This is a genomic window from Serratia sp. LACPHL-BACT-2024-00286 (genome assembly GCF_043109535.1).
Taxonomy (GTDB): Bacteria; Pseudomonadota; Gammaproteobacteria; order Enterobacterales; family Enterobacteriaceae; genus Serratia; species Serratia sarumanii.
In genome coordinates, this window is the sequence record NZ_JBICNA010000001.1 from 116,655 (window position 1) to 129,513 (window position 12,859).

Annotated in this window: 15 protein-coding genes; 8 read left to right on the plus strand and 7 right to left on the minus strand. The window is 59.2% G+C overall.

Annotation, left to right across the window (positions count from 1 at the left end; genetic code table 11):
- The first annotated feature begins 324 nt into the window (after window positions 1-324).
- The 3 genes from ACF8MC_RS00575 (at window position 325) to ACF8MC_RS00585 (ending at window position 1,270) form a co-directional block, all read left to right on the plus strand.
- Window positions 325-522 (plus strand): YqjD family protein, encoded by a 198-nt coding sequence (locus ACF8MC_RS00575; protein ID WP_033635087.1) that lies wholly within the window; start codon window positions 325-327, stop codon window positions 520-522.
- Window positions 523-536: 14 nt separating this feature from the next.
- Window positions 537-785 (plus strand): GlsB/YeaQ/YmgE family stress response membrane protein, encoded by a 249-nt coding sequence (locus ACF8MC_RS00580; RefSeq protein WP_033635086.1) that lies wholly within the window; start codon window positions 537-539, stop codon window positions 783-785.
- Window positions 786-880: 95 nt separating this feature from the next.
- Window positions 881-1,270: a YidB family protein gene (locus tag ACF8MC_RS00585; protein WP_033635085.1), complete on the plus strand. Its 390-nt coding sequence runs from the start codon at window positions 881-883 to the stop codon at window positions 1,268-1,270.
- A gap of 3 nt (window positions 1,271-1,273) precedes the next feature.
- On the opposite strand, the gene ACF8MC_RS00590 is transcribed toward ACF8MC_RS00585, so the two are convergent.
- The gene (locus tag ACF8MC_RS00590; RefSeq protein ID WP_164104860.1) at window positions 1,274-2,206 is read right to left on the minus strand and encodes a LysR family transcriptional regulator; all 933 of its coding nucleotides are present in this window, start codon (window positions 2,204-2,206) and stop codon (window positions 1,274-1,276) included.
- 110 nt (window positions 2,207-2,316) lie between these two features.
- On the opposite strand from ACF8MC_RS00590, the gene ACF8MC_RS00595 reads away from it, so the two are divergent.
- Window positions 2,317-3,369 carry an SDR family oxidoreductase gene (locus ACF8MC_RS00595; RefSeq protein ID WP_033653584.1) on the plus strand — a complete coding sequence of 351 codons (1,053 nt, stop codon included), beginning with the start codon at window positions 2,317-2,319 and terminating at the stop codon, window positions 3,367-3,369.
- Between the two features lie 44 nt (window positions 3,370-3,413).
- On the opposite strand, the gene ACF8MC_RS00600 is transcribed toward ACF8MC_RS00595, so the two are convergent.
- From ACF8MC_RS00600 to ACF8MC_RS00610, 3 genes are all read right to left on the minus strand, one after another.
- Window positions 3,414-4,421, minus strand: coding sequence for an NAD(P)H-quinone oxidoreductase (locus ACF8MC_RS00600; protein ID WP_033647848.1), 1,008 nt, complete (start codon window positions 4,419-4,421; stop codon window positions 3,414-3,416).
- A 153-nt stretch (window positions 4,422-4,574) separates the two neighbouring features.
- On the minus strand, window positions 4,575-4,784 hold the full coding sequence (locus ACF8MC_RS00605; protein WP_033647847.1) for a hypothetical protein: 210 nt from the start codon (window positions 4,782-4,784) through the stop codon (window positions 4,575-4,577).
- 510 nt (window positions 4,785-5,294) lie between these two features.
- Window positions 5,295-5,669 (minus strand): hypothetical protein, encoded by a 375-nt coding sequence (locus ACF8MC_RS00610; protein ID WP_039565400.1) that lies wholly within the window; start codon window positions 5,667-5,669, stop codon window positions 5,295-5,297.
- 376 nt (window positions 5,670-6,045) lie between these two features.
- On the opposite strand from ACF8MC_RS00610, the gene cspE reads away from it, so the two are divergent.
- Entirely contained in the window at window positions 6,046-6,258 is a 213-nt protein-coding gene (cspE, locus tag ACF8MC_RS00615) for a transcription antiterminator/RNA stability regulator CspE (RefSeq protein WP_004935122.1), read from the plus strand.
- Between the two features lie 318 nt (window positions 6,259-6,576).
- The gene (dsrB, locus tag ACF8MC_RS00620) at window positions 6,577-6,777 is read left to right on the plus strand and encodes a protein DsrB (protein WP_033635079.1); all 201 of its coding nucleotides are present in this window, start codon (window positions 6,577-6,579) and stop codon (window positions 6,775-6,777) included.
- 218 nt (window positions 6,778-6,995) lie between these two features.
- On the opposite strand, the gene rcsA is transcribed toward dsrB, so the two are convergent.
- Window positions 6,996-7,625, minus strand: coding sequence for a transcriptional regulator RcsA (rcsA, locus tag ACF8MC_RS00625; protein ID WP_033635078.1), 630 nt, complete (start codon window positions 7,623-7,625; stop codon window positions 6,996-6,998).
- 796 nt (window positions 7,626-8,421) lie between these two features.
- Between rcsA and ACF8MC_RS00630 the strand changes: the two genes are divergently transcribed.
- Window positions 8,422-9,063, plus strand: a complete 642-nt coding sequence (locus ACF8MC_RS00630; protein WP_077791457.1) for a GNAT family N-acetyltransferase — start codon at window positions 8,422-8,424, stop codon at window positions 9,061-9,063.
- Window positions 9,064-9,076: 13 nt separating this feature from the next.
- Here ACF8MC_RS00630 and ACF8MC_RS00635 read toward each other — a convergent pair whose 3' ends face one another.
- Complete coding sequence (locus ACF8MC_RS00635) at window positions 9,077-10,492, minus strand: pyridoxal-dependent decarboxylase (RefSeq protein WP_103798399.1); 1,416 nt, start codon at window positions 10,490-10,492, stop codon at window positions 9,077-9,079.
- Window positions 10,493-10,593: 101 nt separating this feature from the next.
- Between ACF8MC_RS00635 and ACF8MC_RS00640 the strand changes: the two genes are divergently transcribed.
- Window positions 10,594-11,469: a LysR substrate-binding domain-containing protein gene (locus ACF8MC_RS00640; RefSeq protein ID WP_033653588.1), complete on the plus strand. Its 876-nt coding sequence runs from the start codon at window positions 10,594-10,596 to the stop codon at window positions 11,467-11,469.
- Here the strand turns inward: ACF8MC_RS00640 and ACF8MC_RS00645 are convergent.
- Window positions 11,466-12,851 carry a CoA transferase gene (locus ACF8MC_RS00645; RefSeq protein WP_164104859.1) on the minus strand — a complete coding sequence of 462 codons (1,386 nt, stop codon included), beginning with the start codon at window positions 12,849-12,851 and terminating at the stop codon, window positions 11,466-11,468. The two genes, ACF8MC_RS00640 and ACF8MC_RS00645, sit on opposite strands and share 4 nt — an antisense overlap.
- Window positions 12,852-12,859 lie beyond the last annotated feature (8 nt).

Below are 12,859 nucleotides of genomic sequence, written 5' to 3' on the forward strand. Positions count from 1 at the left end.
TGCGTACAGTAGCGCGAGAATCAGGACAAAAGGGGCATTGAACATCGGCGTTTCCTCCAGGAGGATTTGTTTAAAGTTTAGCCTCGCGAGATGACAGCAGGATGAAATCAGATCGTTTTTTGTACGGTGAAATTCAGACGGACGGAAATGGGTAAACCGCTGATTTTTTACTATAGTCATAGTGTGAAGTTATGCGTTTGTCGCCGTACGCCTCTGCATTGAGCGGCAGCGGGCAGGTTGCCCAGAGCAAGATCGCGGAGCGGACGGCGCCTGGCGCGAAACATGTGACGAGATTCTCAGAGGGTTGGTCTGTAAGGATTTGACATGTCATATGAAAATGACGATCTAAACGGTGTTGAGCAACCGAGCGACTACGTGAAAACCACCGCCTGCGAAGTGCGCAGCGGCGTAAAGGCAGCGCTCGAGCAATCATGTGCCTGCATCAAGGATAACCCTTGGGCGGGGATAGGCGCCGGCGCCGTCGTGGGCCTGGTAATAGGATTTCTGTTAGGCAAAAGGTAATAGGGAGAGTAAAGATGGGCATCATTTCCTGGATCATTTTTGGTTTAATCGCCGGTATCCTGGCCAAGTGGATTATGCCGGGCAAAGACGGCGGCGGCTTTATTGTGACCGTTATATTGGGGGTCGTGGGCGCCGTAGTCGGCGGCTATATCAGCACCTTCTTCGGTATGGGCCGCGTTGACGGTTTTAACCTGGGCAGCTTTGTGGTGGCAGTAATCGGCGCCCTGGTGGTGCTTTTTGTCTACAGGAAGATCAAAGGCTAAGCAGCCATTGCTCAACAGGGTCGCCGCGGCGGCCCTTTTTCGTGAAATCAATCCGGCGGCGCGGCGCAGTCCGCACTCGCTGAAAGGGGAATATCATGGGTCTGTTCGATAGCGTATTGGGTAACATTCTGGGCGGCGGCGCCAACGGCAAAGGCATCGACTACATCGCCATTATGCAGTGGGTCGAGCAACAAGGCGGCCTGCAGGCTATTTTGGACAAATTCCGTCAGGGGCAGTTCGGCGATATCGTCGGTTCCTGGCTCGGCAATGGCGAAAATCAGCCGATTACCGGCGATCACGTACAGCAGGCGTTGGGTAGCGACGCCATCAACCAACTGGCTGAAAAGCTGGGTATCGATCCGGCTCAGGCGTCCAGCACCATTGCACAGTTCTTGCCAACGGTCACCGATGCCGCCTCGCCAAACGGTGAAGTGCAGCAAGACAGCAACGAGCTGGGCGACATGGTCGGTAAACTGTTCAAATAATGATTAGGCTCCCGGCGTCTGGCCGGGGGCATTCACTCCGCTGATCCCCTCGATCGTCGTCAACGCCTGCTGCAGATGTGCCACCCAGGCGCGCACTTTCTCCGGAATAAAACGCAAGGCGGGATAGACCGCGTGCAGCGCCATAGGCGGGTAGCGGTATTCCGGCAAAACGGGCACCAATGCCCCCGTCGCCAGCTGTTCGGCGATTAAAGGCCGTTGAGCGCCGCCGATGCCGGCCCCAGCCTCAATGGCGGCCAGCAGCGATAGCGTATTGTTGGCGCGGAACGTGGGCCGCAGAGCAACCGTCTCGGGGCCGTGCGGGCCGAACAGGGTGAGCGTATCGCCGTCGTTCAGGCCGCTGTAACGAATGTGCGCATGTTTCGCCAACTCCGCCGGGAAACGCGGCGTGCCATGCCTGGCCAGATAGGCCGGTGACGCCACCAGCAGGCGTTGCAGCTCGCCCAAACGTTTCGCCACCATGCCGGGCGCATGCAGTTCACCGAAACGCAGCGCCACGTCGATGCCTTCGCCGATCACGTCGGCGAGGCGATCGTCCAGCAGCAGCTCGATGGCGAGGTTCGGATGACGCTGCTGGAAAGCGATGGCCAGCGGTGTGACGTGCAACTGCCCGAACCCGGTCGGGGCGTGAATGCGCAGATTGCCCTGCAACTGGTGGCGCTGGCCGTGCAGCGCTTCTTCCGCTTCGTCGACCGCCGCCAGAATCGGTTTGAGGCGCTGATAATAACCGCTGCCGGCATCGGTCAGGGTGACCGCCCGGGTGCTGCGAAACAGCAGCTGGGCTCCCAGTCGCTGCTCCAGGGCAGCGATTTGCTGACTGACCGCCGGCTGCGTCAAACGCAGATCGCGAGCGGCGGCCGACAGGCTGCCCAGTTCCGCTACCCGCATAAAGGTTTTCATTGCGCTCAGTTTATCCATGTCGATCTTGCCTATAGATTTTTCTTATAAGTGTTAGTGCTAATTCGGCGCTACCGCAAGCATCGCTAATCAATAACACTCAGGGCATCGACAACCTGAGGAGTGGCAAGATGAATGCAAAGCGACAGGCATTGGTGATCGGCGCCAATGGCGTGATTGGGCGCCGATTGATTGAGGAGTTGACCGGCCAGGGCTGGCAAGTGGTGGGCGTTTCACGTCGGGGTGGACAACCGGCGCCGGGGGTGCGCCACCTGCAGGTTGATCTGCTGGATGCGGCGGCGACGCGCGACGCGCTGCGGCCGCTGAGCGCGATTAGCCACGTTTTCTATGCCGCCTATCAGGATGCGCCGGACTGGGCGGGGCTGGTGGCGCCGAACCTGCAGATGTTGCAACACGTTGTCGAGGGGCTGGAGCCGGCCGCACCGGCGTTGGAGCACATCAGTCTGATGCAGGGCTATAAGGTGTATGGCGCGCATTTGGGGCCGTTTAAAACGCCGGCGCGCGAAAGCGACGCCGGGCATATGCCGCCGGAGTTTAACGTGGCGCAGCAACAGTATCTGGCGCAGCGGCAGGCCGGCAAGCGCTGGCGCTGGAGCGCCATTCGCCCGAGCGTGGTGGGGGGCTTCTCCCTCGGCAATCCGATGAATCTGGCGTTAAGCATCGCGGTTTACGCGTCGATCAGCAAAGCGCTCGGGTTGCCGCTGCGCTTCCCCGGTAAACCGGGCGCTTACCACAGCCTGCTGGAAATGACCGATGCCGGGCTGTTGGCGCGCGCCACGCTGTGGGCGGCGACCGAGCCGGCGGCGGCCAATCAGGCGTTTAATATCAACAACGGCGATCTGTTTCGCTGGAGCGAGATGTGGCCGAAAATCGCCGCTTACTTTGGGCTGGAATGTGCGCCGCCGCTGCCGATGCCGCTGGAGAGCATGATGGCGGACAAAGCGCCGCTGTGGCGCGAGCTGGTGCAGCGGCACCAATTGGCCGAACCGGACTATCGCGCGGTGGCCGGCTGGCGCTTCGCCGATTTCGTCTTTTCCTGGGACTATGACATGTTCGCGGACGGCAGCAAGGCGCGGCGCTTCGGTTTCCATCAGTTCGTCGAAACCGAAGCCATGTTTTTCTCGCTGTTCGATGAGTTCCGCCGTCGCGGCATCATCCCCTGAGCGTGGCATCGGTTTCCCCGCAGCACCGGCCGCGGGGAATGAGGTCAGAACGTCAACATGATCTTGCCGATGTGCTCGCTGGACTCCATCAGCGCATGCGCGGCGGCGGCCTGCTCAAGCGGGAAGGTTTTAAAAATTTGCGGCTTCAGCACGCCGCGCTCCAGCAGCGGCCAAACCTTCTCGCGCAGCTCGGCGGCGATCTGCGCTTTGTCCGCCACGCTGCGCGAACGCAGCGTCGAACCGGTATGGGTCAGGCGTTTCAACAGCAGCGGCATCAGATTGAGCTCTTTCACCACGCCGTTTTGCGTGCCGATTTGCACGATGCGGCCTTCCATCGCCGCGGCCTGATAGTTTTTGGCTACATAATCGCCGGCGATCAGGTCGACGATCACGTCGGCGCCTTTACCGTTGGTGGCGTCTTTGGTGCGTGCGACAAAGTCTTCGCTGCGGTAATTAATCGCCACGTCGGCGCCCAGCGCCAGGCTGGCCTGTCGTTTCTCTTCGGAGCCGACGGTGGTGATCACCTGAGCGCAGAAGGCCTTCGCCAGCATGGTGGCGACCGTGCCGATGCCGGAGGTGCCGCCATGGATCAACACGGTCTCGCCGGCCTTGAGGTGGCCGCGCTGGAACACGTTGACCCAGACGGTAAAGAAGGTTTCCGGCAGCGCGGCGGCCTCGGTCAGGCTCAGGCCCGCCGGAACGGGCAGCGCATTGCTTTCATGCACGGTGCAGTATTCGGCATAGCCGCCGCCGGCGATGAGGGCGCAAACCCGATCGCCGGGCGCGAAGCGGGTCACGCCTTCCCCAGTGGCCACCACTTCGCCGGCAATTTCCAGGCCGGGGATATCCGAGGCGCCGGGCGGCGGCGCATAGTTCCCCTGGCGCTGCAGCACGTCGGGGCGGTTAACGCCGGCGGCGGCGATTTTCACCAGAAGTTGGCCCGCTTGCGGAACCGGCACCGGGCGTTCAGCGACGACCAGAACCTCGGGGGCGCCCGGCTGGCTGATTTCAATCGCTTTCATCGTGCCGGGCAGCGCTGCATTTGTTGACATGGTCACTCTCCTCATCGTGGCGGACGTGGCTATCGGGCGAAACGTCCGCAATAAAGTCTGCTGTTAGCTTAGCGAAATCGAATAAGGCGCGCGTGGTCGAATAGAGCGGTTTTGCGAGGAAGGGGCGAAGCCGCCGCGATGGGCGGCAGGGCATCAATCGTTAGGGGGGATGCGGAACCCTTTCAACGAGACGATGAAGTGGTCTTTTCCTTTGGAGATCTTGGCGCCTTTATCGCACCACAGGCTGGCAAGCTGGAAGAAGTCGTCGCTGCCGATATCGTAGGCCAGTTCGATTTTCTTGGCGGTGCCGGCGCGGATGAGTTTTTCTGCTTCCTGATGGTTTGCAGCTTTAATTATGGTCATGGGCGAAATCCTTGGTGTTAAGCCAGAGCGGATAAACGCGAATTATCATATGGCCATAGTGTGACAATTTTGTGATGAAAGCATGACAGCCCGCGAAGGCGCGGCGTGCGTTGTGCCGGGCCTTCGCGGTGAAAGCGCGTTGTTGGTTACCGATCGTACGGGCGGATGAGTGTGCTTTTTTTCTGAGATTTTAAATGTTTATAGAGGGCGAAGCCCGCAATGCCGGCCAAGACGGCCAGGAGGGCAAGGGATCCTGTGGCCATGAACGTTACCTCCGAATAAGAATGGCAAGGAGGCGTATTTGTGACATTGATCACTCTGCGGGGCAATGAGAGCAATCTGTAATCGGGAAGACGCTGTGAGGGCGAGGCAAAAAAAAAGCGCCTATAGGGAGGCGCATAAAGATTTGCAACACAGCTTGTTGTGTTCAACACCAGGAGGAGTGGTGAACTGACGCTATTCTATGCAGCGGCAAAGGCGGCTGATATAGGTATTACTCCGAAAGCGCCGCTACCACTCATAGCCCAACTGAATGTTGTAATCGGGATCCTGATTGGTGGAATAAGGATCGGACTGGCGGCGGCGATCGGTTTTCTTCACCGGGCCTTCATACGCGGGATAAGGTTTGGCGCGTGGTTTGCTGCAGCCTGGATGATCGCACTCGATATCGACGCGAAAACCGCTTTTATCTCTCGCCTCTGCCCAGGCAATCGGCGGTTTTTCCGCTTTGGGGGCCGGCCCCGGCTCCGGCGCAGTTTTGGGGGCGGGGGTGATGCTGGGTTCAGGCGGATGATAATTCAGCTCCAGCGCGCCCAACGGGGCGCTGCAAGCGGCAAAGGCCAGCAGAATGGCACTGGCGGCCGGCAATGTAAGCCATCTCGGCATGGTGACTCTCCCTGAATGATTTCGTCAGGCAACTATAAAACAGCAGAACGAGAATTACTATCATTTGCCTTGGGCGTTACGGGCGAGCCAGGCGGCGATTCCATCGGCAGACGGGGTCAAATCCTGTGCGTTTAGCCGAGATTAGCGCCCCATCGCGGCGAAAAAGGTTGCTATTGCCGCGCGCTCGTGAGTTAATGATGTCGGCCTGTGGTACAGACCTATTTATGCACGACATTTTGAGTAAAGTAGTTCAAATTTAAAGCGTTATCCCGGATAGCCCTTCTCTGACGAATTTCCTTTCCAGTGCCTCCATAAGTAACTGATGACCGGCTACCTCGCCCATGGCGGCTTACATTTATTATTGAAGGAATTAGACATGTCTAACATGATCAAAGGTCAAGTGAAGTGGTTCAACGAAGCTAAAGGTTTTGGTTTCATCACTCCAGCAGACGGCAGCAAAGACGTATTCGTACACTTCTCTGCTATCCAGGATCAAGGCTTCAAGACCCTGGCTGAAGGCCAGAACGTACAGTTCTCTATCGAGAACGGTGCGAAAGGTCCATCTGCGGCTAACGTTACCGCTATCTAATTGGCGCCTGGCGCTGATTGAAAAAAACCCGCTGCGGCGGGTTTTTTTGTGTCTGAAATTCGGCGGTGCGAAAAAAAGCCCGCAAGTCAGCGGGCAAAAGTTCCTTGTTACTTCTTCATTTGCGAGCGCTTCTCTGGGGGGGAAACGCCTGAAGACAGGCTACGCGAGACTGGTTTAAGATTCTGCGGCCAAACCGTTAAGAAAGTGAAAATCCAGGCGGCTGCTACGCTGATAGCAGAGGCCGGCAGGGCTAGGGCGGTGTCCATCGCCCTCGGTTTTGTAATACACTGACGGCAATCGCAAATAATGGGGAATGGTATGCAGGTTAACGATCGAGTGACGGTAAAAACAGACGGCGGCCCGCGGCGTGAAGGCATCATTTTGGCCGTAGAGGTGTTCAACGAAGGCACCATGTATCTGGTTTCTCTTGACGACTACCCGGCGGGCGTATGGTTTTTTAATGAAATCGACAGCCGTGACGGCACGTTTGTGGAGCCCTGTCGCGAGCATGGGCAGTAACTTCGGCTAATCTCATTAATTTGCTAATGAAATTGTCCGTTTTGAGATTATTTCATAGCGGTAAGATTCTTTTTATCGATGACAAAAAAATACCCGTTGCGCTAGCGGGGGATAACGCAGCAGGTATTCTTTTAAGGGCGCCAGCATCTGATATCCAGATGACATTATCACCAGGTATTTAACGGCTGGCAAAACAGAGTGGGGGCCTTCTCTGTGGTTTAACGGCTATTGACAAATATTCCACTGGTCAAGGTATCGGTCAGACGAACAACGTGGTAAATGATCTGCTTGTTGTGCGTCTTTATTTTCCGCTTGATGTTTCCTTTGTGGGAAGAGACCGTTTTGGCCTTTATTTGCATCTGGTCTGATATCTGGATGGTGCCTTGACCGGACATCCACATGCGTAACATGTTCGATTCGGTCTGGCTCAGCGTTACCGGCGTTTGATCCAGAGAGGATTTCTCCGCCCGTAGGGACGTTCTCTCGAGATAGTGACTAAGTAGCTGATTCATAGTCTCTGGTTTGATGGATTTTGACGATATGATGACGTTCTTGCGAACATATAAATAATCGTCGAAATGTACGTTGGTAATGGCCATGAAGATGAAGAATAACGTATCCGGGTGCAGTGAAATCACCCGTTTTATTCGCTCGGTGGCGTTCGCTTCGTGGATGAAGCAGTCCTCGTTAATAAACACCAAGCTGGGATTCAACTTGCTGCATTTTTCGTGCAGGCTGTCAATGTCCTCGATGGCATTAATATGGCGTTTCTTCACGCCATGCGAAGTCAGATAGTCGGTTAATCCCAATCTGGTATAGCTACATGAATCCATGATGATCGTTGGCATATCGCACCCCCACTTAAATCCGTTTTACTGCGGTAATATGAGAAAAAGCCTAAAAAGCCGAAAGGCAAAATGGAGCAATAATTCAGTGTAGCGAGTGTTCTATCAATAAACACGACGTCACTCAATGATATTTTCATACTAAACTTATTAATTGCATGAATCTATAAGTTTGGCTTAAGTCAGAGCGATCTGCTGTTCGTCCAGCTTCGGCATGTTGAGCCTGATTTGCGCTTGGCGCCCGAGCCTGTCTGCATTGCTTGCCGTGAATCTGTTCATCATGTCACGAAACAAAATTTTAGTTTGCTAGGAAAAGTCTTAAAAAAAATTCATGTGTCGTTTTTTTGAGGTATTTCAGCGCGTTTCTTGAGCGGTGAAAAAACACTCGCCCTGAATGCTTTGCATTTTTACATATAAAAATCATTGTCTTGCGGTGTTTTTTTCTTTTCGCGCAAATGATAAGCACGCCTTTTTTTATCATAACAACAAACAGAAGTTAACATTCTGGCTGGAATGTGTAGCTTAATTGTTGCTATAAATCACCGTTTTACAATGAGTTATCTGGATATTTATTTCACATGAAATAGTTTTCGTGAATGTTTAACGGTGATTGAGTGATTTTTCTAAACTATCATCCTGCTGCCCGATCCCCGGGGAGGAATGGCAGGTCGGAGTTGTCTCTGGCCCGCGTTGGTTTTAACTTGCCTCTCCACCTTTCAAAAAACAGGATGCCGCGGTGAGACGGAATCAGTATGGGCAGCCGATAGGTGAAGCCCTCCCTCATTGGCAGCCGGCAGGCATGCCCGGCCACACGCCACTGCAAGGGCGGTTTTGCCGCCTGGAACCGCTTAACCTCGAGCGCTGGGGGGATGCGCTTTATCAGGCTTATCAAACCGCCGAGGACGATCGCGACTGGACCTATCTGTTTTGGGAACGCCCGCAGTCGCGCGCAGATTTCCAACGTTATCTCCAGGCGCAGGCGTCCAGCGCAGACAGAAATACGATGGTGGTGATCGATCGGGCGAACGGGCGCGCGGTAGGAACCTGCGCTTTTTTGCGCATCGATCCCGCCAACGGCGTGGCCGAACTGGGCACCATCAACTGGTCGCCGCTGATGAAGCGCAGTGCGCTGGGCAGCGAGGCGATCTTCCTGATGCTGCGGCACCTGTTCGACGATCTTGGTTACCGGCGTTGCGAATGGAAATGCGATAGCCTCAATCTGCCTTCACGCCAGGCAGCCGAGCGCCTGGGTTTCCGCTATGAAGGCACGTTCCGCCAGGCCGTCGTCGTCAAAGGACGCACGCGCGACACCGACTGGCTGTCGATCGTCGACGGAGAATGGCCGGCGCGGCGCGCGGCGTTTGCCGCCTGGCTATCGCCGGATAACATCGGCGATGACGGGCGGCAAGCACGGCAATTGCAGGCCTTCCGACGCGAGTAATGCGCCGCGTGCATTAGGCCGTTTCCGCCAGGCAATGGCGCAGCGAGTCCAGCGCCAGCCTGATGTCCTGTTCCTCCGTCATCCAGTTGACCAGCGCGGCGCGGATCCCCGGCTGATGGTGATAGCTCGTCGGGGTGCAACGCACCACGCCGTGCCGGTTAAGGCGATCGAGAAAGCGATCGCGCGCCGCTTCGCTGTCGCCCTGCGGGTGACTGAGCGCGAAGCACACCACGTTCAAATTCACCGGCGCCAGCAGATGGAAGCCGTCGTCGGCCGCTAACGCCGCGCCCAGCGCCTGCGCCAATCGGACATTGCGCTCGACGATATCCCGTATGCCGCTGCGGCCATAGGCTTTAAGCGTTAGCCAAAGCGGCAGGGCGCGAAAGCGGCGCGAATTTTCCGGCGTCAGGTGCAGATAGTTGTCCGGCCGCGGCGTCGGCGCTTCCAGGTAAGCCGAATGGTTCTGAAATACCTGCATCTGCAGATCCAGGTGGCGGGTAAATTGGATCGCGCTGTCATAAGGCACGTTCAGCCATTTGTGCGCATCGACGGTGATGGAATCGGCATGCTGCCAGCCCTCGAGCCTTGGGGCGTATAGCGGCGAGCAGGCCGCCACGCCGCCGAATGCCGCATCGACATGCAGCCAGAACGGATAGCGCTCCCGCAGCGCCAGCAGACGCGGCAGATCGTCGAAAGCGACGGTGTTGACCGTGCCGGCGCTGGCCAGCACCAGCGTTGGCTGGCCTGCGCCGGCGGCGAGCTGTCGCTCCAGCGCCGCCATATCCATGGCTTCTGAGTCCGGCAGGCTGGCGACGGTCGTCAGCGCGTCGCGGCCGATGCCGAGCATGCTGAGCGCCTTCACGCTGCTGGAATGCGGGTTGGCTGCCAGCACCCGGACGGGGCCGAGCGCCGCCAGGCCCTGTTGGGCGATATCCACGCCGTGCTGTTGCCCCAGCCACTGCCGGCCAATGGCCAGCCCGGCGAAATTGGCCATGGTGGCGCCGCTGACCAGGCTGCCGCTGAACGCTTCCGGCAGGCCCAGCAGGGATTTCAACTGCGTCACCGCGGCCAGCTCGATCGCCGCGGCGATCGTATCATGGCTGAGTTGGCTATTTTGGTCTGTCACGCTAACCAGCCAGTCTGCCGCGACCGCCGCCGGCGTGCCCCCGCCGGTGACGAAGCCAAAATAACGCGGGCCGGCGCTGGCGGAAATGCCCGCCTGATAACGTTGCCAAAAGTCATCCAGCGCCGCCAGGGCGCCTTCGCCGTTTTCCGCCAGCCGATCGTCACCGGGTTGCAGCTGCTGTTGCGCGAGCGGTGGGCAGACTGAGCGTTGCTGCAGCCCGGCCAGAAAATCTTCCGCCAACTGGCGGGTGTGATCGAGGATCTGCGGAAACTGTGCAAGATCCTGTTGTAAACGCGGGTGCATGGCGGCTCCGAAAGCGTCAGGGATGATGGGGTAAACATAGAACATTTGCCTGCGGGCAAAAATCGATGAAAAATAGCCTTTTTGGCTAGCCTGGTTAACCAATGATGAATGAACGTCTCCCGCTGCATGTCTTGCCGACCTTTGCTATCGCCGCCAGGTTGGAGAATTTGCGCGCCACGGCGCAGCAGGTGCATTTGACGCATGGCGCGGTCAGTCAGCAAATTCAGCTGCTGGAGCAGGCGGTGGGCTACCCGCTGTTTGAACGGCGCGGGCGCGGTGTGCGCCTGAATGCCGCCGGGAAAGAGTTGCTGGCGGCGGTAGAGCCGGCGCTGCAGGCGCTGCAGCAGGGCGTCGCCCGCGCCCGGCGCTTGGCGGCGAGCCAGACGCTGCGCATCAGCGTGCTGCCGTCTTTTGCCCATTACTGGCTGTTGCCGCGTTTGCCGGCATTTCATGCAGCCTGCGCCGATATTGCGCTGGATATCGATGCCTCGCTGGCGTTGCAGGATCTGTCGCAGCGCGGGTTCGATGCGGCGATCCGCATTGGCAGCGGCCAGTGGGCGGGGCTGCAGGCGCAGCGCATCGCGTCGGGCGACGTGCTGCCGGTCGCCTCGCCGGATATGGCGCGTCAGTGGGGAACGGCATTCGAGAACGGCGGCGACGTTCCCTTGCTGGAGCACGACGTCAGCCCGTGGCGCGACTGGTTCAATGCGCAAGGGCGCTCGCTGTGCGGGCGGCAACAGGCGGTGTTCAACGATGCCGGGTTGTTGATTCGCGCCGCGGAGCAGGGGTTCGGCATCGCGCTGGCGAAAAAGCTGCTGGTGCAGGATGCGATCGACGCGGGGCGACTGGTGGCGCTGGCTGCGCCCTGTCGCCTGAGCGAGGACGACGTTTATCTGGTGTGGCCGCAGACCGCCGGGCTGACGCCAGCGGTCACACGCTTGCTGCAATGGCTGCAGCAACAGTTGGCGGCGGTTTAACGGCGCAGCCACTCCGGCTGTGAGGTGCCGAGCGTGGTCGCCGGCAACGCCCATTGCAGCGCCGTACCCTGCAGGCTTAACGGGGCGCGCAGGCGTTGCGCGGCGCCCCAGTAAGTCAGTTCCGTTTCCGGGTTCTCGTCGGCGGTTCCGGCCGGCGCCAGCGGCTCCGGCCGATAATCTGCCGAACAGGGATGCGCCAGCAGCAGTTGCGCCGTGCGCGCCAGCGACAGCCGCGCGTGGTAGCCGGTGCCGCGGCTTAGGCGCTGCGCCATTCCGGTCAGCACCGCCGCCGCCATCAAATAGCCGGTGGCGTGGTCCAGCGCCTGTACCGGCAGCGGCACCGGCAAACTGGCGCTGCGCCAAACCATGCCCGCCTCCGCCAGCCCGCAGCTCATCTGCACCAGGCTGTCGAAACCGCGCCGGGTGCGCCACGGTCCGCTCCAGCCGTAGGCATTCAGGCAGACGTCTATCAGACCCGGCGCCAGCGCGCGCCTTTCCTCCGCGCCATAGCCCAACTTCTCCAGCGCACCGGCACGGTAGCCGTGCACGATCACGTCGGCGTTCCTCAGCAGATGTTCAAACGTGTGGCGATCGTGCGCATTGGTCAGGTTGAGGCGCGCGCTGCGTTTGCCCAGCATTACCTCGTGCTCGACGCCGGGCTCATCCCAACCGTAGGGATCGATGCGCAGCACGTCGGCGCCCAAACCGGCGAGAAAACGGGTGGCGATCGGCCCGGCGAGAATGCGCGTCAGATCCAGCACCCGCACGCCGTGCAGCGGCCGGGCGACGGGCAACGTCCAGCCCGGCGGCGGTGCTTCCGGCTGCAGCGAGGCGTGGATCAGCGGTTCGAGCGCCACGCTCTTGCCCTGAATATGTTGTCGCCACGCGGCCGCCGAGCGCATTTGGGCCGCGCAGCCGCCGGCCTCGATCACCGCTTCCTCCAGCTCGTTTTTTTTCCAGCCCAGCACGCGTTCCGCCAGCGCGCCTTTGTCCGGTGCCGGGCCCAGCACCTGTTCCACCGCCCGCCGATGGTGCGGCGCATTGGTGTGCAGGCGTATCCAGCCGTCCGCCGTCGCGTAGTCGCCGGCCAGGGCGTCCCAGGCCGCAGGCAGCGTCCAACCCAGCGGGCGCAGCGTCCAGCCGAACCAGAGCGAGGCCAGGCGTTGATCGATCCAGACCTGCGGCGCATCGGCTGCCTCGCGGCGAAGCAACTCGGCGCAGGCCAAACCGGCGGCGCTCCAGGCGGCGGTCGCCAATTCGGTCACGGGAAAAGCCGAAGGCAATGCGCCGGTACCGCTTACGGTTAACCGGTCGCAGGGCGCGGGGCGTTGCCCCAGGCTTTGCCAAATCTCGTCGAGCAGAGTGTGGATCAGAGGCGTCATCAGCCACT

What these genes read in the sequence shown, in the direction of transcription:
- ACF8MC_RS00585 (WP_033635085.1), top strand. Translation starts at nt 881, where the DNA reads ATGGGTCTGTTCGATAGCGTATTGGGTAACATTCTGGGCGGCGGCGCC.
- ACF8MC_RS00610 (WP_039565400.1), bottom strand. Translation starts at nt 5,669, where the DNA reads ATGCCGAGATGGCTTACATTGCCGGCCGCCAGTGCCATTCTGCTGGCC.
- ACF8MC_RS00580 (WP_033635086.1), top strand. Translation starts at nt 537, where the DNA reads ATGGGCATCATTTCCTGGATCATTTTTGGTTTAATCGCCGGTATCCTG.
- ACF8MC_RS00575 (WP_033635087.1), top strand. Translation starts at nt 325, where the DNA reads ATGTCATATGAAAATGACGATCTAAACGGTGTTGAGCAACCGAGCGAC.
- ACF8MC_RS00645 (WP_164104859.1), bottom strand. Translation starts at nt 12,851, where the DNA reads ATGACGCCTCTGATCCACACTCTGCTCGACGAGATTTGGCAAAGCCTG.
- rcsA (WP_033635078.1), bottom strand. Translation starts at nt 7,625, where the DNA reads ATGCCAACGATCATCATGGATTCATGTAGCTATACCAGATTGGGATTA.
- dsrB (WP_033635079.1), top strand. Translation starts at nt 6,577, where the DNA reads ATGCAGGTTAACGATCGAGTGACGGTAAAAACAGACGGCGGCCCGCGG.
- ACF8MC_RS00630 (WP_077791457.1), top strand. Translation starts at nt 8,422, where the DNA reads ATGCCCGGCCACACGCCACTGCAAGGGCGGTTTTGCCGCCTGGAACCG.
- ACF8MC_RS00635 (WP_103798399.1), bottom strand. Translation starts at nt 10,492, where the DNA reads ATGCACCCGCGTTTACAACAGGATCTTGCACAGTTTCCGCAGATCCTC.
- ACF8MC_RS00640 (WP_033653588.1), top strand. Translation starts at nt 10,594, where the DNA reads ATGATGAATGAACGTCTCCCGCTGCATGTCTTGCCGACCTTTGCTATC.
- ACF8MC_RS00595 (WP_033653584.1), top strand. Translation starts at nt 2,317, where the DNA reads ATGAATGCAAAGCGACAGGCATTGGTGATCGGCGCCAATGGCGTGATT.
- ACF8MC_RS00605 (WP_033647847.1), bottom strand. Translation starts at nt 4,784, where the DNA reads ATGACCATAATTAAAGCTGCAAACCATCAGGAAGCAGAAAAACTCATC.
- cspE (WP_004935122.1), top strand. Translation starts at nt 6,046, where the DNA reads ATGTCTAACATGATCAAAGGTCAAGTGAAGTGGTTCAACGAAGCTAAA.
- ACF8MC_RS00600 (WP_033647848.1), bottom strand. Translation starts at nt 4,421, where the DNA reads ATGTCAACAAATGCAGCGCTGCCCGGCACGATGAAAGCGATTGAAATC.
- ACF8MC_RS00590 (WP_164104860.1), bottom strand. Translation starts at nt 2,206, where the DNA reads ATGGATAAACTGAGCGCAATGAAAACCTTTATGCGGGTAGCGGAACTG.